Raw genomic sequence first — 18,900 nt, forward strand, 5'->3', positions numbered from 1 at the left:
CGCAGGGCTTCGGGCTAGACCCCGCCCGGGATGAGGCTCATGAGGGCGATCACAGTGCCCGAGATGACGACGAATGCGCCGATCATCCACCACGGCGAGAGCTCCTGACCCTCTTCGCGCCGCACGCGCAGCAACACGTCCGGGCGACGCGCCGGGTCGATGGCATTCGCCACGACGGCGTGTGCGCCGGTCTGCGGCTTGGGCTCGCTCACCGGTGCGGTCATCGTCTAACTCCTCCAGCCTGCGGAAACGGACTGCGTCAACGCCGACGACTCGTTCGATTTTGCCAGACGAATCTGGACATCTGGCGGATGCCGGAGTCACGAACCGATCACGAAGCGGTCACGGCCGAATCGTTCCGATCGGCTCCCGTCACAGCCACTTCGACGTGAGATGCTCCGACGAGATGCGCCGCAGCGTGCCCGATGCGCCGCGCAGCACGACGCTCTCGGTGTAGACGTAGTCCCCCTCGCGACGCACGCCCGCGACCAGCTGCCCGTCGGTGACTCCGGTCGCGACGAAGATCGTGTTCGAGCCCCGCACGAGCTCGTCGGCTTCGTACACATAGCCGTCCATCTTGAGTCCCGCGTCGATGCCCCGCTGGCGCTCATCGTCGTCGCGCGGCCACAGCCGGCCTTGGATGTGACCGCCGAGCGCCTTGATCGCGCACGCCGTGACGATGCCCTCCGGGCTGCCGCCGATGCCGACGCACATGTCGGTGCGTGCGTCGTGGCGCGCCGCGTTGATGCCGCCCGCGACGTCGCCGTCGGTCATGAGGCGCGTGCCCGCGCCCGCTTCGCGGATCTCTTTGATGAGCTGGTCGTGACGCGGCCGGTTCAGCACCGAGACCACGATCTCGTCGACCGGCTTGCCGAGTGCTTTCGCGAGCCGGCGGATGTTCTCGCCGATCGGCAGCCGGATGTCGACGACTCCCACCCCCGCCGGTCCCGTGACGAGCTTGTCCATGTAGAAGACGCTCGAGGCGTCGAGCATCGTGTCGTGGTCAGACACCGCGATGACCGACAGGGCGTTGTTGCGCCCGGCCGCCGTCAGCGACGTGCCGTCGATCGGGTCGACGGCGACGTCGCACTGCGGACCTCGTCCGGTGCCGACCTTCTCTCCGTTGAAGAGCATCGGCGCCTCGTCCTTCTCGCCCTCGCCGATCACGATCCGGCCGTCGAAGTTGACCGTCGTGAAGAACGCGCGCATGGCGTCGACCGCCGCGCCGTCCGCCTTCTCCTTCTCACCCCGACCGATCCACGGAACGGAGCGGATCGCCGCCGCCTCCGTGGCGCGCACGAGCTCGAGTGCGAGGTTGCGATCGGGACGAAGCGGACTCATGTCGGCGGTCAGGCTCACCATATGGCTCAGCCTAATCTCCGGATGTCGCGAACCCACGTGCTTATCGTCGTTCGCGCGTGAAGGAATTCCGATTCTTTCACCGGAGGCAGAACGGGCGTCGGCTTTCGCGGATGCGGCGGCCGCCGCATCCGCCTCGCCGAAGGCGCTTCGCTAGAGTGACCGTGCAGGCCGAAACGACCGTGCCCCGCACCCCGGCGCGCACGACAAGCAAGGAGCAACACATGCCCGTCGCCACCCCCGAGCAGTACGCCGACATGCTGGACCGCGCGAAGGCAGGCGGCTTCGCGTACCCCGCGATCAACGTCTCGAGCTCGCAGACCATCAACGCCGTGCTGCAGGGGCTCACGGAGGCCGGTTCGGACGGCATCCTGCAGGTCTCGACGGGCGGCGCCGACTACTTCGCGGGCCACACCGTCAAGGCCCGCGCGACCGGTGCGATCGCGTTCGCGAAGTTCGCCACCGAGGTCGCCAAGTCGTACCCCATCACCGTCGCCCTGCACACCGACCACTGCCCCAAGGAGGCGCTGCCGACCTTCGTGCTTCCGCTCATCGAGGCCTCCGAGGAAGAGATCAAGGCCGGTCGTGGCCCGCTGTTCCAGTCGCACATGTGGGACGGCTCGGCCGTGCCGCTCGACGAGAACATCCAGATCGCGAAGGACCTGCTCCCCCGCATGCGCAACATCAACGCGATCCTCGAGATCGAGGTGGGCGTCGTCGGCGGCGAAGAGGACGGCATCAAGCACGAGGGCTCGAACGAGGCGCTCTACACGACGGTCGCCGACGTGACGAAGGCCGTCGAGGCGCTCGGCCTCGGCGAGAACGGCCGCTACATCTCGGCGCTCACGTTCGGCAACGTGCACGGCGTCTACAAGCCCGGCAACGTCAAGCTCCGCCCCGAACTGCTCGGCGAGATCCAGCAGGGCATCGCGGAGCGCTTCGGCACCGGACCCAAGCCGCTCGACCTCGTCTTCCACGGCGGCAGCGGCTCGTCCGACGAAGAGATCGCGACCGCCGTCTCTCACGGCGTCGTCAAGATGAACATCGACACCGACACGCAGTACGCGTTCACGCGCTCGGTCGCCGGCTTCATGTTCCAGAACTACGACGGCGTGCTCAAAGTCGACGGCGAGGTCGGCAACAAGAAGGCCTACGACCCGCGCGCGTGGGGCAAGATCGCCGAATCGGCGATGGCCGCCCGCGTCGTCGAGGCGACCAAGCAGCTCGGATCGCACGGCAAGAGCCTGGCGGCCTGACCGACTCGACGGATGCCGCGGCCCCCCGTCCACGGACGGAGCGCGGCATCCTCGTCCCCGCACGCGCGGTGGTCGTCAGCCCGCCACGACGTCGTCGTAGCGCATCAGCACCGTCCCGTCCGACGCGCGCACCTCGATCGCGCTGATCGAGTCCAGGTCCATCGCCGTGCCCGCCGAGAGCCGTGCCGAAGATCCCGGACCCGCGCGCCACGTCGACACCGGTTCGTCGGTGCCGTCCGCTCCGACGACCGCGAGCACGTACACCCATCCGTCCGCGGGCGCGTCGCCCGCATCCGACTCCGGGTAGCTGCACTCGAGATCGATGCGCGTTCCCCACGCGACGGAAGTCAGACGCACGGATGCCTCGATCGGCACGCCTGCGACATCTTCGAGCACGAACTCGGCGGTCGGTCGCGGTGTGAGCGACGAGACGGCGATCGGCACGCCGATCCCGACCACGAGCGCGAGCGCCGCGGCGACCCCGACCGCCCACCACGTGCGTCGGCGCCGGCGGCGCGCCCGTGTCAGCGACGCGATGCCCGCGCGCACGGCGTCGTCGTCGAGCCCGCGGCCTTGGCCGGCATCCGCGTCTCGCGCCTCCTCCCCCTCGTGGATGCGCTCGGCCCGCTCGGGCGAGACGCGCGACAGGAGGCCGACCGTGGGGGTCAGCTCGGCCGTCGCTCGCCGGCAGATCGCGCACTCGTCGAGGTGCGCCTCGTACGCGCGGCGGTCCGCCGACGACAGGGCGCCCAGCACGTACGCGGCGTCCCACTCGGCGAAGAACGCGTGATCGGGGTTCATCGGGTCACCCCCCTCTCCTGGAGCGCGAGGCGCAGCGCGCGAAGGCCGTAGTGGAGCCGCGACTTGACCGTCCCCTGCGGGATGTCGAGCGCGGCGGCGGTCTGCGCGATGCTCATTCCGCCGTAGTACGCCTTGACGATGACCGCCCGATGCTCGGCGCTCAACGCGGCGAGCGCCTCCTCGATGAGGAGCGTCTCGAAGAGCGCGTCGGTGTCGTCCCGCTGCTCGCTGTCGGGCACTTCGGCGACGACGCGCTCATGACGGCGACGTGCGCTCCGGGCCTCGTCGATGACGAGGTGACGTGCGACCGTGATCATCCACGCGCGTGTCGTCGACGGGTCCTGCTGGAGGATCCGAGGCGTGCGCCACGCGCGAAGCAGCGTCTCCTGCACGATGTCGTCGGCACCCGCGCGGTCGCCCGTCAAGTGCACCACGTAGCGCCACACCGGCTTGGCGTGGGCTTCGAACAGCGCCGTGAGGCGGGCGTCGTCGTCGGGCGGCATCCGTCACCTCCTCCTCGTTGAGTTCACGAGACGGCGCCCGGATGGGTTCAGCCCGTCGGAGGGTTCGAGATGTACTGCGAGAACGCGGGGTCGCCCAGCAGCGGGATCGCGATGCACACGTAGACGACCGCGTAGGTGACGACAGCGCCCACGAGGGGGATCCACCACGTCAGGCGGCCGCTGCGGAGCCTGCGGACGGCGAGGAGTGCCGTCACGATGTAGCCCACCACGAGCAGCATCGCGGCGATCAGGCCCCACGACCGGGCGGAGTCCACGTTCGTGAAGTCGCCCGGGATCCCCATGATCTGCATCGCGCGCTCGGCGACAGAAGGCAGGTCGAGGAACGAGATCGCGGTCAGCACGACGTTGATCGCGCCGTAGACGAGGAGGGCGATCGTCGCGATGCGGTCGGCCGGGTGCGGGCGCAGCACGGGTCCCTGCGGATCGACGCCGGGCGCGACGCTCGGCGCAGGCGGCGAGGCGACGGCATCCGCGCCGGGCGAGTACACCCACGCGGCCTGCGGATCGCGGATGCGCGCGCGCTGCTCCTCGGGCGTCGCGTACTCGCCGTAGCGCGGACGCGGACGCTCGTCGCGGTGCGAGCCGTCGGTCACGAGCGGCTCCGTCCGCCCAGCGCGCGCTCGTCGCGGCGGCCCGACTGGTCCTGGCGCAGCTCCTTGGGCAGCGAGAAGATGAGGTCCTCCTCGGCGGTGCGAACCTCTTCGACGTCGGCGTAGCCGGCGCCTGCGAGCTCGGCGAGCACCTCCTGCACGAGCACCTCGGGCACGGATGCGCCGCTGGTCACACCCACCGTCTCGACGCCGTCGAGCCACTCCTGCTGCACCTCGTCGGCGTAGTCCACCCGGTATGCGGCCTTCGCGCCGTTCTCGAGCGCGACCTCGACGAGCCGCACGCTGTTCGACGAGTTCGCCGAGCCCACGACGATGACGAGATCCGCCTCGCGCGCGACCTTCTTGACCGCGACCTGGCGGTTCTGCGTCGCGTAGCAGATGTCGTCGGACGGCGGGTCCTGAAGCTGCGGGAACCGGGCACGCAGGCGCCGCACGGTCTCCATGGTCTCGTCGACCGACAGCGTCGTCTGCGACAGCCACACGACCCTCGACGGGTCGCGCACCTCGACGGTGTCGGCCTCGTCGGGCGAGTTCACGATCGTGACGTGGTCGGGCGCCTCGCCCGCCGTGCCTTCGACCTCTTCGTGGCCGAGGTGGCCGATCAGGAGGATCTCGTGGTCGTCACGTGCGAAGCGCACCGCCTCGCGGTGCACCTTCGTCACGAGCGGGCACGTGGCGTCGATGGCCTGAAGGCCGCGATCGGATGCCGCGGCCACGACCGCGGGCGAGACGCCGTGCGCGCTGAACACGACGTGAGAGCCCTCGGGGACCTCGTCGACCTCGTCGACGAAGATCGCGCCCTTCGCCTCGAGCTCGGTCACCACGTGGATGTTGTGCACGATCTGCTTGCGCACGTAGACCGGTGACCCGAAGCGCTCCAACGCCTTCTCCACAGCGATGACGGCGCGGTCGACACCGGCGCAATACCCCCGAGGTGAGGCCAGCAGCACCCGCTTGCGACCGGCCACCGGGATATCCTTGAGGCGCTCCCGCCGCCGCGGAACGCGGGGAACGGGCATCCGTACGGCCTGAGAAGTCACCCCTCGAGTCTACGTGGCGGGCCCTGTGCACCGGCCGAGCGCTCCCGCCCCCGCGAACACCCGCACGTCCGAGAGGATCGCATGACGACGTCCCAGCCCCCCGGGTCGAACGGGCGCGGCGGCCCCGCGTTCTCGGCGCAGCAGGTTCCCGGCGAGGCTCCCCCGCCCGACTCCGTGCACCCGCGCGATTCGACTCCGCATGCGCCGACGTCGGTCTCGCGGCTCAACGAGACGATCCGCAGCTTCATCGACGGGTGGGGCTCGGTCTGGGTCGAGGGAGAGATCACGTCGTGGAACGTGCGCGGCGGCGCCGTCTACGGGGGTCTCAAAGACCTCGGCACCGAGGCGGCCATCCAGTTCCGCATCTGGTCGAGCACACGCCAGCGCCTGCCCGGCGACCTCAAGGTGGGCGATCACGTGATCGCGTGCGTCAAGGCCGACTACTACCCGAAGACGGGCGCGTTCAGCTTCGCGGTGTCGTCGATGCGGCACGTCGGCCTGGGCGACCAGCTCGAGAGGCTCGAGCGGCTGCGCGTCCAGCTGCGCGGCGAAGGGCTCTTCGACGCCGCGCGGAAGAAGCCGATCCCGTTCCTGCCGCATGTGATCGGGCTCATCACGGGCGAGAACTCGGATGCCGAGAAAGACGTGCGCCGCAACGCCGAGCTGCGCTGGCCCCAGGTGACGTTCCGCACGAAGTACGCCGCCGTGCAGGGCGATCGCTGCGTGCCCGAGACGATCGCGGCGCTCAAGGCGCTCGACGCGGCGCCCGACGTCGACGTCATCATCATCGCGCGCGGCGGCGGCGACCCGCAGACCCTTCTCGGCTTCAGCGACGAGCGGCTGGTGCGCGCGGTCGCCGCGGCGCAGACGCCCGTCGTGAGCGCGATCGGGCACGAGAACGACCACCCGCTGCTCGACGACGTCGCCGATCTGCGTGCCTCGACGCCGACCGATGCCGCCAAGCGCGTCGTCCCCGACGTGGCCGAGCAGCGCGCGCTCGTCGCGCAGCTGCGCTCGCGCATGACGACCCGCCTCACGCAGCGCCTGTCGCACGACATCGCACAGCTCGAGCAGCTGCGCTCGCGCCCCGTGCTGCGCGCGCCCGAGTCGATGATCGACTCGCGCACGCAGCAGCTGTGGATGCACACTTCGCGCGGCCGCGAGGTCATCGAGCGGCGCCTGTCGCAGGAAGCGCGCGCGACCGCCGAGCTGCGCGCGACGCTGCGCGCCCTCTCTCCCGCCGCGACGCTCGCTCGCGGATACGCGATCGCCCACCTGCCCGCCGGCGACATCGTGCGCGACGCCGAGCAGGCGCCCGCGGGGTCGACCGTGCTCGTGCGCGTCGGGCGGGGGTCGTTCTCGGCGCGATCCGACGGTCCCGTCGACGAGGGCGACGGCGAGACGGCCCGGACGGATGCCGCGGAGCGGGAACCTAGGATGGAAGCATGACCGCGCCGAACGAGAACGTCGACGTGTCCGGGCTCTCCTTCGAGCAGGCCCGCGACGAGCTCGTGCGGGTCGTGCACGAGCTCGAGCAGGGCGCTCCCACGCTCGAGCAGTCCCTCGCGCTGTGGGAGCGCGGCGAGGCCCTCGCCGCCCGCTGCGAGGAATGGCTCGTCGGAGCGAAGCGCCGGCTCGACGCCGCCCGCGCGTCGGCCGAGACGGGCCCGGGAACGGGATCGTGATGGCCAAGCAGCCGCGCATCGTCGCCGAGCTCGGGCGCCCTGAGACGCCCGAGGAGGCGGCCGAGCGCAAGGCGGCCCACTCGGCCGCGTACCGGTCGAGCCAGAACGTCCGAAACCTCATCGCGGCCCTCATCGTGACGCTCGGCGTCGTGCTCGTCGTCGTCTTCGCGGTGCCGCGCGGCACGCCGGCCCCGCAGGACGACATCGACGTCGCCGCCGTCGCGGAGCGCATCTCCGACAACGAGGGGCGCACGCTCGTCGTGCCGGGCGTCCCCGACGACTGGCGCGTGAACCTCGCGCGCGTCGAGGGCGACACCACCCGCGCGTGGACGATCGTCTACGTGCCCGGCGAGGAGCAGGGCTTCGTGCGGGTCGCACAGGGCTTCGACGCCGACGCCGCGTGGACCACGCGCGTGCTCCGCGGCGCCGACGCCGACGAGACCGTGACGATCGACGGAGTCGAGTGGACGCGGTACGACATCGCCGACCCCGAAGCCGCCGGCAACGTGACGCGGGCGCTCAGCGCCCAGGCCGGCCCGGACGTCGTGCTCGTCTACGGGAACGCGCCCGAGGCCGACATCGAGCGGACCGCCGAGTCCGTCTCCGGGCAGGTGCGCGAGCTTCAGGAGGCCGCGGAGTGACCGACGGGCGGCCGACACCGCGCAAGGTGTGGGACGAGATGCGGCGCGGCAACGCCCGCTTCGTGAGCGGTGAGCCGCGGCATCCGCGTCAGGACGTCGATCGTCGCCACGAGCTCGCGCATCATCAGCGGCCGCGCGCCGCGCTGTTCGGCTGCTCCGACTCGCGCCTGGCCGCCGAGATCATCTTCGACAAGGGCCTGGGCGACCTGTTCGTCGTGCGCAACGCCGGGCAGGTCGTGTCGGACTCCGTTGTAGGCAGCCTCGAGTACGCGGTGGCGGTGCTCGAGGTGCCGCTGATCGTGGTGCTCGGCCACGACGAGTGCGGCGCGGTGGCGGCGGCGATCGAGAGCACGAATCCGGATGCCGCGCCTCTCCCCCCGCACATCTGGCGGCTCATCGCGCCGATCGTGCCCGCCGTGCGTCGCGTGCAGCGCGAGCTGTCGAAGGCGGGGCACCCGGTCGACGACATCGACGCCGAGCACGTCGGACGAGAACACCTGCGCGACACGGTCGCGGAGTTGCTGCACTCGTCCGAGCTCATCAGCGACGCCATCGCCGAAGGCCGCCTCGCGATCGTCGGGGCGAACTACCGACTCGAAGAGGGCACAGCGGTGCCCGACATCATCGTGGGCCCCGCCGACGCGGAGCCCCTCGCATCCTGAACACCGGAGGAACGACGAAGTGACCGACATCGAGTACCGCATCGAGCACGACACGATGGGCGAGGTGCGCGTGCCCAAGGACGCCCTGTACGCCGCACAGACGCAGCGTGCAGTGGAGAACTTCCCGATCTCGGGCGACCCGCTCGAGCCGGCGCAGATCGTCGCCCTCGCGCGCATCAAGAAGGCGGCCGCCCAGGCCAACAAGGAGCTCGGCACGCTCGACGGCGACATCGCCGACGCGATCGTCCGCGCCGCCGACCGCATCATCGCCGGCGAGTTCGCCGACCAGTTCCCGATCGACGTCTACCAGACCGGCAGCGGGACGTCGTCGAACATGAACATGAACGAGGTCCTCGCCACGCTCGCGACCCAGGACCTCGGCCGCCCCGTCCACCCGAACGACCACGTCAACGCGTCGCAGTCGTCCAACGACGTGTTCCCCACCTCCGTGCACATCGCCGTCACGCAGGAGATCATCGACGACCTCATCCCCGCCCTCGACCACCTCGCGGTGTCGCTCGAGAAGAAGGCCGACGAGTGGAAGGACGTCGTCAAGTCCGGCCGCACCCACCTCATGGATGCGACGCCGGTCACGCTCGGCCAGGAGTTCGGCGGCTACGCGCGACAGATCCGCCTCGGCATCGAGCGCGTACAGGCGGTCATCCCCCGCGTCGCGGAGGTCCCGCTCGGCGGCACCGCCGTCGGCACGGGCATCAACACGCCGGTGGGCTTCCCGCAGAAGGTGCTCGAGCTCATCGTCGCCGACACCGAGCTGCCCATCACCGAGGCGAAGGACCACTTCGAGGCGCAGGCCAACCGCGACGCGCTCGTCGAGGCATCCGGCGCCCTGCGCACGATCGCCGTGTCGCTCACGAAGATCAACAACGACCTGCGCTGGATGGGCTCGGGCCCCAACACCGGCCTCGGCGAGCTGCGCATCCCCGACCTGCAGCCCGGCTCGTCGATCATGCCCGGCAAGGTCAACCCCGTCGTCCCCGAGGCCGTGCTCATGGTGTGCGCGCGCGTCATCGGCAATGACGCGACGATCGCGTGGGGCGGCGCATCCGGCCTCTTCGAGCTCAACGTGGCGATCCCCGTCATGGGCACAGCGCTGCTCGAGTCGATCGAGCTCCTCGCCAACGCTTCGCGCCTGCTCGCCGACAAGACGATCGACGGCCTCGAGGCGAACGTCGAGCGGGCGGCGGCCTACGCGGGCATGTCGCCGTCGATCGTGACGCCGCTGAACAAGGTCATCGGCTACGAGGCGGCGGCGAAGATCGCGAAGCACGCGGTCGCGAACGGCATCACGATCCGCGAGGCGGTCATCGACCTGGGTTACGTCGAGCGCGGTGAGATCACCCTCGAGCAGCTCGACGAGAAGCTCGATCTGCTGTCTATGACACGCGCCGGCTGAATCGGATGCCGCAGTGGGCCCCCTGGCGCGATAATCAGGGGGTGAGCCGCACTCCCCGCCCGATCTCGGCTCGTGCCCGGATCCTGGGTGCGATCCTCGCGGTCGCATGCGTGGGCCTCGCGATCGTCGGAAGCGTGACGTTCCTCGTGCAGCGCGAGAACGTCATCAACGAGATCGACAACCGCCTGAGGTCCCAGGTCGAGCAGCTGAAGATCATCAGCGGGGACACCGAGGACACGGACGCAGACACGTCGGACGGATCCGCATCCACCGCGCGCGAGACGATCGACATCGACGAGTTCGACAGTGTCGTGGAGTTCATGAAGGTGGCAGTCGGACGCCTCGTGCCGGCACGCAACGAGGGAGGCCTCGGAGTCATCGACGGCGAACCGAGGTTCCGGCCGACGACGCTCTCGGGCTTCGACATCTCGGCGAACGAGACGCTCATCGAACGCGCCGTCGCCGAGGCGCAGAGGAGCCGTGACGGCGTCCTGGGCACGGCGGTCACCGACGAAGGCTCGCTGCGGTACATCGCCATCCCGGTCGAGAAGCCGGACGACGACGCGCAGGGCGTGTACATCCGCGCGGTCGATCTCGCGGCCGAGCTGCAGCCGGTCACGATCGCGATCATGACGTACTGGATCGCGGCGCTCGCGGTGCTCGCCGCCGTCGGCGTCGTGGGCTGGTTCGTCGCCGGTCGTCTGCTGTCCCCCATCCGCCAGCTGCGCGATGCGGCCGACGCCATCACGATCAGCGACCTGTCTCCGCGACTTCCGACGCAGGGCAACGACGACATCGCCGACCTCACGCGCACCGTGAACTCGATGCTCGACCGGCTCGAAGGCTCCGTCGACGTGCAGCGGCAGCTGCTCGACGATGTGCGTCACGAGCTCAAGACGCCCATCACGATCGTGCGCGGGCACCTCGAGATGATGGACCCGCGCAACGTGGCCGACGTGGAGAGCACGCGCGCGATCGGCATGGCCGAGCTCGACCGCATGACGCGCCTCGTCGAGGACATCGACCTGCTCGCGGCCGTCGAGGGCGACGCCTTCGACATGAAGGAGGTCGACCTCGCCGCGCTCACCGCCCGCATCGGCGAGCTCGTCGCCGTGATCCCGGGGCACGAGTGGCGGGTCGAGGCGTGCGCCGAAGGGCACGTGATGGGCGACCAGGACCGCCTGCTGCAGGCGTGGCTCCAGCTCGCCGACAACGCGGCCAAGTACACGCCCGAGGGGTCGCCGATCGAGATCGGCAGCGCACTGGACGACACCGAGGCGCGGCTGTGGGTGCGCGACCACGGGCCGGGCATCCCGCCCGCCGCGCGGCACCGCATCTTCCGCCGCTTCGACCGCGCGCACGGCAAGCGCTCGGTCGGCGGGTCGGGCTTGGGTCTCGCGATCGTCGATGCGATCACGAAGGCGCACAACGGTCAGTGCGTCGTCACCGACACGCCGGGAGGCGGCGCTACATTCACGATCGGGCTGCCGCTGCCGACCGCCGGGCTTCCGGCGCCCGTGCGCGCCGGCGACGTCGTGCTGCAGAGGGAGGCATCCGGATGACGACGATCCTCATCGTCGAGGACGAACCGCGGATCGCCGCGTTCGTGAGCCGCGGGCTGGAGTCGGCGGGGTACCAGACCACGATCGTCGACGACGGCCCCGAGGCGCTCGAGGTCATCCTGCGGGGCGAGGTCGACCTCGTGCTCCTCGATGTGGGGCTGCCGACGATGGACGGCTTCGAAGTGCTGCGGAACCTGCGCGGACAGGGCTCGACGATTCCCGTGATCATGCTGACGGCCCGCTCCAGCACGCGAGACACCGTGGAGGGGCTCGACTCGGGCGCGAACGACTACGTGTCGAAGCCGTTCACTTTCGACGAGCTGCTCGCGCGCGTGCGCTCACGCCTTCGTGAGACCGCCGGCGCCCAGCCGACGACGCTCACGCACGGCGACGTCGTCCTCGACATCCTCGCGCGCCGCGCAACGGTCGGCGGCCGCGAGGTCGACCTGTCCGCGCGGGAGTTCTCTCTCGCCGAGCAGTTCCTGCGCAATCCAGGTCAAGTGCTCACGCGCGAGCAGCTGCTCAGCCGCGTGTGGGGACTGGATTTCGATCCGGGATCGAACGTCGTCGACGTCTACGTGCGCTACCTGCGCGGCAAGCTCGGGCCCGAGCACATCGCGACCGTGCGGGGTGTGGGCTACCGCTGGGAATGACGCCGATCGCGCGCCCGACCGCCCGCGCGGTGCGACGCGCGCACCTTGCGCCGGGCATGAGAAGGCCCCCGACGCTGGGGAACGCCGGGGGCCTGGGAAGGGCCGGGGCTGGGGAACACCGGCCGTCAATCGCGTCTGTCTGGGGAATAGCGCGATTGATCCTCTCGCGATCCGGGCCGCCAGTCTCGACGGTCTCCGGGTCGCCCGCCGTTTCCGGCGGAATCCTTGTCGCGTGAGCCGACGCGGTCTCCGCCGCGGTCGCGCAGGCGATCGATGAACTCGCGCACACGCTCTTCGCCCCACCCGCGGTCACGGGCCCATTCGCGCACCCGCTCCCACGAGCCCGTGCGCTCGACCTCGCGGACGAGCGCCTCCTCGTCGGCGGCACTCGGCGCCGCGGGCTGAACGTCCGGGATCTGATCGGCCTGAGGGGAGACCGTGACCTCGCGCGGCTCGGGGGCCGGGACCGTCACGGGCGTGCTCGCCGGCGCAGACGGGCTGGTCGCGACCGGCTGCGGCGTCGCGTTGGCGTGCGAAGGGACGACGATCGCTCCTGCCCCGATCGCCACGCCGGCCTCGTCGGCCAGCGCCGCGGAGTGGGTGAGGGCGACAGCGCAGGCGACAGCCACGCTCGCCGCGACGCTCATGGCGCCGCCGACGACGAACCGTGTCTGGGTCTGCATGTCCTTCTCCCCGATCAGAAGGGCGCGGAGTATCCGTCCTCCTTCAATGGTCGCAGAGTCTCATGAGACTGGAAGGAGACTGCGATGAGACTCCTCTCATCGTTCAGAGGGCTTCGCCGCCCTCCAGAAGGTCCGTCACGAGCGCCGCGATCGCCGAACGCTCCGACCTCACGAGGGTCACGTGGCCGAACAGCTCGTGGCCCTTGAGGGTCTCGATCACCGACGCGACACCGTCGTGGCGGCCGACACGGAGGTTGTCGCGCTGGCCGACATCGTGGGTCAGCACGACGCGCGAGTTCTGGCCGATGCGGCTGAGCACCGTGAGCAGGACGTTGCGCTCGAGCGACTGCGCTTCGTCGACGATCACGAACGCGTCGTGGAGCGAGCGGCCGCGGATGTGCGTGAGCGGCAGCACCTCGAGCAGGCCGCGGGCGATGACCTCCTCGACGACGTTCGCCGAGACGACGGACCCGAGCGTGTCGAAGACCGCCTGACCCCACGGGTTCATCTTCTCCTGCTGATCGCCGGGGAGGTATCCGAGCTCCTGCCCGCCGACAGCGAACAGCGGCCGGAACACGACGACACGCTTCTGCAGCTGCCGCTCGAGCACGGCTTCGAGGCCCGCGCAGAGCGCGAGGGCGGACTTACCCGTACCCGCGCGGCCGCCGAGCGACACGATCCCGACGTCGGGATCGAGCAGCAGGTCGATCGCGATGCGCTGCTCGGCCGAGCGCCCGTGCAGCCCGAAGACCTCTCGGTCTCCGCGCACGAGCCGGTACGCGCCGTCGCCCGTGACGCGGCCGAGGGCCGACCCGCGCTCGGAGTGGATGATGAGTCCGGTGTTGACGGGAAGGCCGCGCACATCGTCGCTCGTGGCGACCTCGCTCTCGTAGAGGTCGCTCACCTCGTCACCGGAGACGTCGATCGTGGCGATGCCCGTCCAGCCCGAGTCGACGGCCTGCTCGGCGAGGTACTCCTCCGCCGTGATGCCCAGCGACGCGGCCTTCACGCGCATGGGAAGGTCCTTCGAGACGATGGTGACGTCACCCCCGTCGGCTGCGAGGTGCATCGCGACCGCGAGGATCCGCGAGTCGTTGTCTGCGAGACGGATGCCGGACGGCAGCACCGACGAGTCGGTGTTGTTGAGCTCGACCCGAAGTGTTCCGCCCTCGCCCACCGGCACCGGGAAGTCGAGGCGCCCGTGCTCGATTCGCAGCTCGTCGAGGTACCGCAGCGCTTGGCGCGCGAAGTATCCGATCTCCGGGTCGTGACGCTTGCCCTCGAGCTCCGAGATCACCACCACGGGGATCACGACGTTGTGCTCCGCGAAGCGGAAGAGTGCGCGAGGGTCGCTCAGCAGGACCGACGTGTCGAGCACGTAGGTCCGCAGGTCGTCCTGCTGTTCGATCGGCTCGTGCTCCGCCCGGTCGAGGCGGTTCCGCTGCTGGTGAGGTGCTTGTGAGGTCACAACCCGCTCCTGCCCCGGGCCTTCGCAGACCCGGCTGTCACGAGTCGACCGTCTGAGTCACGAGTCGCGATCCGTTGCGGCCGACTCGATCGGGTGCTCTACCCGATGCCTTGACCGTACGGCGCCGGGGCGACGGTTCCGGTCGGCGACACGCGGCGGATTCTCACCACACGCGTGCGGAGGAGAACGCCGCGAGCGCGTCGCCGAACAGCCGCAGCGTGTCGGCCGCGGTGCCGACGTGGGGCGAGACGCGGATGAGCCCCGCCCGCACGGTGACGGTGAGGCCGTGGTTCGCGAGCGACGCCGCGAGCGGCGCGGCATCCTGAGCCGCGGGCGCGAGGGTGATGATGCCCGCGCGGTGCTCGGGCTCTCGCGGCGTGATCACGGGGATCTCGTACCGATCGGCGAAGAAGAGCACATCTCGCGTGCGCTCCGCGATCTCGCGCTCGATGACGTCGACGCCGACGTCGCGCACGTCGCGGAGGGCGGTGGCCAGTCGTGCGACGGCGAGGTGGTCGGGGGCGCTTACGGTGAACGCGCGAGCGGATGCCGCGGCCGGCGGCACGCCCGAGGCGGTGGGCTCTCCTTCTGCTCCCGCGTGCCCTGACAGCACCGGTGCGATGCGCTCGAGGGCGCGCTCCCCGAACCACGCGAAGCCCGTCCCTCGGCCCGCGCGCAGCCACTTGTAGCCGTTCGCGCACACGACGTCGGCGGCGGCGTAGTCGGCGTCGACGACGCCGAAGCCCTGGATCGCGTCGACGATGAGCAGCCGGTCGCCGATCACCTCGCGCAAGGCGGTGAGGTCGGCCCGGTAGCCCGTGCGGTAGTCGACGAGGCTCACCGCGAGGGCGGTCGTTTCGTCGGTGAGCGCCTCGCGGACGACCTCGGGCGTGACGTACCCCGTCTCGGGGTCGAGCCACTGCAGGTGCGCCTTGCCGAAGGCATCCGCCGCTCGTGCGGCCGTCACCGTGATGCTGGGGAAGTCCTGGCGTGCGAGCATGACGCCGCCCTCGGCGAGGCCGTACAGCGCGTGCATGAGACCGTACGTCGTCGACGGCTGGAGGGTGACGTGCGAGGGCTCGGCGCCGAGCAGCTCGGCGAGCAGCTCGCGCGCCTCGGCCTCGTGCTCCATGACGAGGTCGATGCCGGTGCGACGACCCGATCCGAGCAGCTCGGCGTCGGCATGGGACTCGGATCGCACCGACGGCGACAGCGGCCCGAACCGCGCCCAATCCAGATAGCCGGGCTCGCCGTCGAACGAGGCCTGATAGGACTCCAGATCCATCACGGACACATTCTGGCATGCGGGGGTCACGCACATGCCCCTGGGGTTTCGCACACCGGGATCGCCCGGAATCCCGCGGATCTCGGGGCCGTCAGCCCCCGTACCGGCGGTCGCGGCGGGCGTAATCCCGGATCGCCCGCAGAAAGTCCACCTCGCGCAGATCGGGCCCCAGCGCCTCGACGAAGTAGAACTCGCTGTGCGCGCTCTGCCACAGCAGGAAGTCGCTCAGCCGCTGCTCGCCGGACGTGCGGATGACGAGGTCGGGATCGGGGAGCCCGCCCGTGTAGAGATGCTCGCCGATCTGCTCGGGAGTCAGGCTCGCCGCGAGCTCTTCGAGCGACCCGCCCTCTTCGTCGTGCTTCGCGATGATGCTGCGCACTGCGTCGACGATCTCGCCGCGTCCGCCGTATCCGACGGCGAGGTTGACGTGCATTCCGGTGTTGTCGCGCGTGCGGTCCTGCGCGGCCTTCAGCACCGCCGCGAGCTCCTTCGGCAGGAGGTCGGCGCGGCCGACGTGCCGCACGCGCCGGTCGGTCCCCCGCGACAGCTCCTCGGCGAGCTCCGCGATGATCTCGATGAGGTCGGACAGCTCCTTGGAATCGCGCTTGGCGAGGTTGTCGTTCGAGAGGAGGTACAGCGACACGACCTTGACTCCGACGACGTCGCACCAGTCGAGGAACTCGCGCATCTTCGCGGCGCCGGCTCGATGCCCGTGCGCGGCGGACTCGTATCCGAGCTGGCGCGCCCAGCGCCGGTTGCCGTCGATCATCATCGCGACGTGGTGCGGCACGACCTCGGGCGTCAGGCTCCGGCGGAGGCGATTGATGTAGAGGCGATAGAGGGGTCCTCGCCCTTCGTTCGACCTCGTCGGTGCCACTCCCCTACGCTACCGCTCACGGGCCGCGAGTGAAGGCTGGAACCCGGTGCCACGACACGCGACACCCGGTATGTTCCCTTTCCGGCATGCGCATGGCTTTAGCCTTGACAGATGAGCCGCCGCAAGCGCCGAGTGATCCCACCCGCCCCGGAGGTTCCGGTGCTCCCGCTCATGGACGCCGCCGATGTCGATGCGGCCAGACCTGAGATCCGCCCCACGTGGCGCGGCTGGATCCACGCCGCCACGTTCCCCGTCGCCATCGCCGCAGGCATCGTGCTCATCGTTTTCGCGCAGGGCGGGCCCGCGAAGTGGGCGTCGGCGGTCTTCATGGCGACGTCCCTCCTGCTGTTCGGCAACTCCGCGCTCTACCACCGCTTCGACTGGAGCCCCAAGACCAAGGCGGTCCTGAAGCGCATCGACCACGCGAACATCCTGCTGCTGATCGCCGGCACCTACACCCCGATCGCCGTGCTCGCCCTGCCGACGCAGAAGACGATCCTGCTGCTGTCGCTCGTGTGGGGCGGTGCGATCATCGGGATCCTGTTCCGCGTCTTCTGGCTCCACGCGCCGCGCTGGCTGTACGTCGCGCTGTACCTCGTGCTCGGCTGGGCCGCGGTCATGTACATCGTCGACCTGTTCGAGGCGAACGCGGTGATGATGACTCTCGTGATCGTGGGCGGCGTGCTCTACACCGTCGGCGCGGTGGTGTACGCGATGAAGAAGCCGAACCCGTGGCCGGGCCACTTCGGCTTCCACGAGATCTTCCACGTGTGCACCGTCCTGGCGTTCCTGTGCCACTGGACGGCGTGCCTGCTCATCGCCCTCGACCCGGCGTATCACGCCGGCTGACGGCGCGTCGGCGCGGCATCCGCTCAGCTCGAGCGGTCGTCGCCCGCGGCATCCGTCGACTCGTCGTCGACCTCGGTCGCCCGCATCGCGGCGGCCGCCTGCTCCTCGGCCTCGAGCTGCTCGTTGATGTCGGCGCGGACGCGACCGCGACGGATGCGGCGCATCATGTCCCACACGAGCAGGATCACCGCGATCGCGATGAACACGATGACCGCGAAGCCCCATGGCCCCGGCGTGACGAGGTCGGGGTCGACCTGGTCAGTCGGAGCGGGGGTCGCGGCGAGCGCGGCCAGCGATCGAATCATGGTGTGTCCTCGTTCCGGCGTGGGAGCGCATAGCCTTGAAGTCCAGCCTAGTTCCGACGGGAAGCCATGACGACGCAGGACGTGCTCGACGACCGCTACGGACGCACGCCGTCCCCGCGCCGCCGGTGGACGATCGCCGTCGCCATCGCGCTCGGCATCGTCGTCGTCGCCGCGATCGCGTGGATCGCGATCGCCGCCGCCGCCGACACCGTCGAAGCCCGCACGACGGCGTACCGCGTCGTCGATCGGCACTCCGTCGTCGTGAACTTCCAGCTCACCGCGCCGACCGGCCGCCCGATCGCGTGTGCGATCGAGGCGCAGGACGAGCAGCACGGCATCGTCGGGTGGAAGGTCGTCGAATACGAGGCATCCGACGAGCCCGGCCGAGCGTTCAGCGAGACCGTGCCGACGGTCGCACAGGCGACGACGGGTTTGGTCAACTCCTGCTGGGTGACGTAACCTGGAGTCAACGTACGTCGATCGCGCCCTGGCCGTGAGCCGGGGCGTTTGGCTTATCGACGTCACCCCCCGAACGAAGGAGACCGACGTGTCCACTGACGCACCGGTGACGTTCCTCACCCAGGATGCTTACGACCGCCTCGCCGCCGAGCTCGAGCACCTGTCGACCGTCGGCCGCGAAGAGATCGCCAAGCGCATCGAGGCCGCTCGCGAAGAGGGCGACCTGAAGGAGAACGGCGGCTACCACGCCGCGAAGGACGAGCAGGGCAAGCAGGAGGCGCGCATCCGCACCCTCCAGCAGCTGCTCAAGAACGCCAAGGTCGGCGAGGCGCCCGAGTCCAAGGGCATCGTCGAGCCCGGCACCGTCGTGACGGCGATCGTGGCCGGCGGCGAAGAGGTGTTCCTCCTCGGCAACCGCGAGATCGCCTCGGGCTCCGAGCTCGACGTCTACAGCGAGGCGTCGCCCCTCGGCGCCGCCATCATCGGCCTCAAGGAGGGCGACAAGACCTCCTACACCGCTCCCAACGGCCGTGAGATCGCGGTCGAGATCGTCAAGGTCGAGACCTACGCGGGTCAGTGACCTCGAGAGGCCGGCGCCGCGCGTGCGGCGTCGGCCTCTCGCGTCCTAGTTGTGATGTCCAGGGACGTTGTTGCGTGAATCGCGTGTGATCTGCTGACGGGCGAAGGCCTCCCGTTGCGAGAGTGGAGCTGTCTAGGAACCGCTTCACGCACTCAGGAGGCCTTCGTGTCCCACGCTAACGCTGCT

General features: G+C 70.1%; 22 protein-coding genes. 11 read left to right on the plus strand and 11 right to left on the minus strand.

Annotation, left to right across the window (positions count from 1 at the left end; genetic code table 11):
- Positions 1-14: 14 nt before the first annotated feature.
- Both VNR19_RS06290 and glpX read right to left on the minus strand, forming a co-directional pair.
- The gene (locus tag VNR19_RS06290) at positions 15-224 is read right to left on the minus strand and encodes a UDP-N-acetylmuramyl pentapeptide phosphotransferase (protein WP_325724973.1); all 210 of its coding nucleotides are present in this window, start codon (positions 222-224) and stop codon (positions 15-17) included.
- Between the two features lie 148 nt (positions 225-372).
- Positions 373-1,362: a class II fructose-bisphosphatase gene (gene glpX / locus VNR19_RS06295; protein ID WP_325724975.1), complete on the minus strand. Its 990-nt coding sequence runs from the start codon at positions 1,360-1,362 to the stop codon at positions 373-375.
- Between the two features lie 221 nt (positions 1,363-1,583).
- Here glpX and fbaA point away from each other — a divergent pair, with 221 nt between their 5' ends.
- Positions 1,584-2,615, plus strand: a complete 1,032-nt coding sequence (gene fbaA, locus VNR19_RS06300; RefSeq protein ID WP_325724976.1) for a class II fructose-bisphosphate aldolase — start codon at positions 1,584-1,586, stop codon at positions 2,613-2,615.
- A 75-nt stretch (positions 2,616-2,690) separates the two neighbouring features.
- Here fbaA and VNR19_RS06305 read toward each other — a convergent pair whose 3' ends face one another.
- Genes VNR19_RS06305 through VNR19_RS06320 form a run of 4 tightly spaced genes read right to left on the minus strand, consistent with a single transcriptional unit; the run spans position 2,691 to position 5,570 of the window.
- Positions 2,691-3,416 (minus strand): anti-sigma factor family protein, encoded by a 726-nt coding sequence (locus VNR19_RS06305; RefSeq protein WP_325724977.1) that lies wholly within the window; start codon positions 3,414-3,416, stop codon positions 2,691-2,693.
- Positions 3,413-3,919, minus strand: coding sequence for a sigma-70 family RNA polymerase sigma factor (locus VNR19_RS06310; RefSeq protein WP_325724979.1), 507 nt, complete (start codon positions 3,917-3,919; stop codon positions 3,413-3,415). The genes VNR19_RS06305 and VNR19_RS06310 overlap by 4 nt, the downstream gene beginning before the upstream one ends.
- 47 nt (positions 3,920-3,966) lie before the next feature.
- A complete protein-coding gene (locus tag VNR19_RS06315; protein ID WP_325724981.1) occupies positions 3,967-4,533 on the minus strand; it encodes a DUF6264 family protein in 567 nt (188 codons plus the stop codon).
- Positions 4,530-5,570, minus strand: coding sequence for a 4-hydroxy-3-methylbut-2-enyl diphosphate reductase (locus VNR19_RS06320; protein ID WP_325725018.1), 1,041 nt, complete (start codon positions 5,568-5,570; stop codon positions 4,530-4,532). The genes VNR19_RS06315 and VNR19_RS06320 overlap by 4 nt, the downstream gene beginning before the upstream one ends.
- Before the next feature lie 102 nt (positions 5,571-5,672).
- On the opposite strand from VNR19_RS06320, the gene xseA reads away from it, so the two are divergent.
- The 7 genes from xseA to VNR19_RS06355 are packed head-to-tail and all read left to right on the plus strand — an operon-like array spanning position 5,673 to position 12,208.
- On the plus strand, positions 5,673-7,040 hold the full coding sequence (gene xseA, locus VNR19_RS06325) for an exodeoxyribonuclease VII large subunit (protein ID WP_325724983.1): 1,368 nt from the start codon (positions 5,673-5,675) through the stop codon (positions 7,038-7,040).
- Entirely contained in the window at positions 7,037-7,276 is a 240-nt protein-coding gene (locus VNR19_RS06330) for an exodeoxyribonuclease VII small subunit (RefSeq protein ID WP_325724985.1), read from the plus strand. The genes xseA and VNR19_RS06330 overlap by 4 nt, the downstream gene beginning before the upstream one ends.
- Positions 7,276-7,917 carry a DUF4245 family protein gene (locus VNR19_RS06335; RefSeq protein ID WP_325724987.1) on the plus strand — a complete coding sequence of 214 codons (642 nt, stop codon included), beginning with the start codon at positions 7,276-7,278 and terminating at the stop codon, positions 7,915-7,917. The genes VNR19_RS06330 and VNR19_RS06335 overlap by 1 nt, the downstream gene beginning before the upstream one ends.
- A gap of 38 nt (positions 7,918-7,955) precedes the next feature.
- Complete coding sequence (locus tag VNR19_RS06340) at positions 7,956-8,579, plus strand: carbonic anhydrase (RefSeq protein ID WP_325725020.1); 624 nt, start codon at positions 7,956-7,958, stop codon at positions 8,577-8,579.
- Between the two features lie 19 nt (positions 8,580-8,598).
- Positions 8,599-9,993: a class II fumarate hydratase gene (locus VNR19_RS06345; protein WP_325724989.1), complete on the plus strand. Its 1,395-nt coding sequence runs from the start codon at positions 8,599-8,601 to the stop codon at positions 9,991-9,993.
- Between the two features lie 41 nt (positions 9,994-10,034).
- Positions 10,035-11,555, plus strand: a complete 1,521-nt coding sequence (locus VNR19_RS06350; protein ID WP_325724991.1) for a sensor histidine kinase — start codon at positions 10,035-10,037, stop codon at positions 11,553-11,555.
- Entirely contained in the window at positions 11,552-12,208 is a 657-nt protein-coding gene (locus VNR19_RS06355) for a response regulator transcription factor (RefSeq protein ID WP_325724992.1), read from the plus strand. The genes VNR19_RS06350 and VNR19_RS06355 overlap by 4 nt, the downstream gene beginning before the upstream one ends.
- A gap of 125 nt (positions 12,209-12,333) precedes the next feature.
- On the opposite strand, the gene VNR19_RS06360 is transcribed toward VNR19_RS06355, so the two are convergent.
- The 4 genes from VNR19_RS06360 to VNR19_RS06375 all read right to left on the minus strand — a co-directional run bounded on the left by VNR19_RS06360 (position 12,334) and on the right by VNR19_RS06375 (position 16,521).
- A complete protein-coding gene (locus tag VNR19_RS06360) occupies positions 12,334-12,891 on the minus strand; it encodes a hypothetical protein (protein ID WP_325724993.1) in 558 nt (185 codons plus the stop codon).
- Positions 12,892-12,994: 103 nt separating this feature from the next.
- On the minus strand, positions 12,995-14,299 hold the full coding sequence (gene phoH2, locus VNR19_RS06365; protein ID WP_414684124.1) for an RNA 5'-3' helicase PhoH2: 1,305 nt from the start codon (positions 14,297-14,299) through the stop codon (positions 12,995-12,997).
- A 223-nt stretch (positions 14,300-14,522) separates the two neighbouring features.
- Positions 14,523-15,644, minus strand: a complete 1,122-nt coding sequence (locus tag VNR19_RS06370) for an aminotransferase class V-fold PLP-dependent enzyme (protein ID WP_325724996.1) — start codon at positions 15,642-15,644, stop codon at positions 14,523-14,525.
- Between the two features lie 91 nt (positions 15,645-15,735).
- Positions 15,736-16,521 (minus strand): isoprenyl transferase, encoded by a 786-nt coding sequence (locus VNR19_RS06375; RefSeq protein ID WP_325724998.1) that lies wholly within the window; start codon positions 16,519-16,521, stop codon positions 15,736-15,738.
- A 111-nt stretch (positions 16,522-16,632) separates the two neighbouring features.
- Between VNR19_RS06375 and trhA the strand changes: the two genes are divergently transcribed.
- Positions 16,633-17,370 (plus strand): PAQR family membrane homeostasis protein TrhA, encoded by a 738-nt coding sequence (gene trhA / locus VNR19_RS06380; RefSeq protein WP_325725000.1) that lies wholly within the window; start codon positions 16,633-16,635, stop codon positions 17,368-17,370.
- Positions 17,371-17,393: 23 nt separating this feature from the next.
- Here trhA and VNR19_RS06385 read toward each other — a convergent pair whose 3' ends face one another.
- Positions 17,394-17,675: a hypothetical protein gene (locus VNR19_RS06385; RefSeq protein WP_325725002.1), complete on the minus strand. Its 282-nt coding sequence runs from the start codon at positions 17,673-17,675 to the stop codon at positions 17,394-17,396.
- A gap of 66 nt (positions 17,676-17,741) precedes the next feature.
- On the opposite strand from VNR19_RS06385, the gene VNR19_RS06390 reads away from it, so the two are divergent.
- Positions 17,742-18,134: a DUF4307 domain-containing protein gene (locus VNR19_RS06390; protein WP_325725004.1), complete on the plus strand. Its 393-nt coding sequence runs from the start codon at positions 17,742-17,744 to the stop codon at positions 18,132-18,134.
- Positions 18,135-18,222: 88 nt separating this feature from the next.
- Positions 18,223-18,714 carry a transcription elongation factor GreA gene (gene greA, locus VNR19_RS06395; RefSeq protein ID WP_325725006.1) on the plus strand — a complete coding sequence of 164 codons (492 nt, stop codon included), beginning with the start codon at positions 18,223-18,225 and terminating at the stop codon, positions 18,712-18,714.
- Positions 18,715-18,900: the final 186 nt, after the last annotated feature.

Origin of the sequence: Microbacterium sp., assembly GCF_035556355.1 — a bacterium.
Classification (GTDB): Bacteria; Actinomycetota; Actinomycetes; order Actinomycetales; family Microbacteriaceae; genus Microbacterium.

Coding starts and splice junctions, on each gene's coding strand:
- VNR19_RS06340 (WP_325725020.1), top strand. CDS start 7,956: ATGCGGCGCGGCAACGCCCGCTTCGTGAGCGGTGAGCCGCGGCATCCG.
- VNR19_RS06370 (WP_325724996.1), bottom strand. CDS start 15,644: ATGGATCTGGAGTCCTATCAGGCCTCGTTCGACGGCGAGCCCGGCTAT.
- VNR19_RS06305 (WP_325724977.1), bottom strand. CDS start 3,416: ATGAACCCCGATCACGCGTTCTTCGCCGAGTGGGACGCCGCGTACGTG.
- glpX (WP_325724975.1), bottom strand. CDS start 1,362: ATGGTGAGCCTGACCGCCGACATGAGTCCGCTTCGTCCCGATCGCAAC.
- VNR19_RS06310 (WP_325724979.1), bottom strand. CDS start 3,919: ATGCCGCCCGACGACGACGCCCGCCTCACGGCGCTGTTCGAAGCCCAC.
- VNR19_RS06360 (WP_325724993.1), bottom strand. CDS start 12,891: ATGCAGACCCAGACACGGTTCGTCGTCGGCGGCGCCATGAGCGTCGCG.
- VNR19_RS06390 (WP_325725004.1), top strand. CDS start 17,742: ATGACGACGCAGGACGTGCTCGACGACCGCTACGGACGCACGCCGTCC.
- xseA (WP_325724983.1), top strand. CDS start 5,673: ATGACGACGTCCCAGCCCCCCGGGTCGAACGGGCGCGGCGGCCCCGCG.
- VNR19_RS06330 (WP_325724985.1), top strand. CDS start 7,037: ATGACCGCGCCGAACGAGAACGTCGACGTGTCCGGGCTCTCCTTCGAG.
- VNR19_RS06320 (WP_325725018.1), bottom strand. CDS start 5,570: ATGCCCGTTCCCCGCGTTCCGCGGCGGCGGGAGCGCCTCAAGGATATC.
- VNR19_RS06290 (WP_325724973.1), bottom strand. CDS start 224: ATGACCGCACCGGTGAGCGAGCCCAAGCCGCAGACCGGCGCACACGCC.
- fbaA (WP_325724976.1), top strand. CDS start 1,584: ATGCCCGTCGCCACCCCCGAGCAGTACGCCGACATGCTGGACCGCGCG.
- VNR19_RS06385 (WP_325725002.1), bottom strand. CDS start 17,675: ATGATTCGATCGCTGGCCGCGCTCGCCGCGACCCCCGCTCCGACTGAC.
- trhA (WP_325725000.1), top strand. CDS start 16,633: ATGAGCCGCCGCAAGCGCCGAGTGATCCCACCCGCCCCGGAGGTTCCG.
- VNR19_RS06335 (WP_325724987.1), top strand. CDS start 7,276: ATGGCCAAGCAGCCGCGCATCGTCGCCGAGCTCGGGCGCCCTGAGACG.
- VNR19_RS06355 (WP_325724992.1), top strand. CDS start 11,552: ATGACGACGATCCTCATCGTCGAGGACGAACCGCGGATCGCCGCGTTC.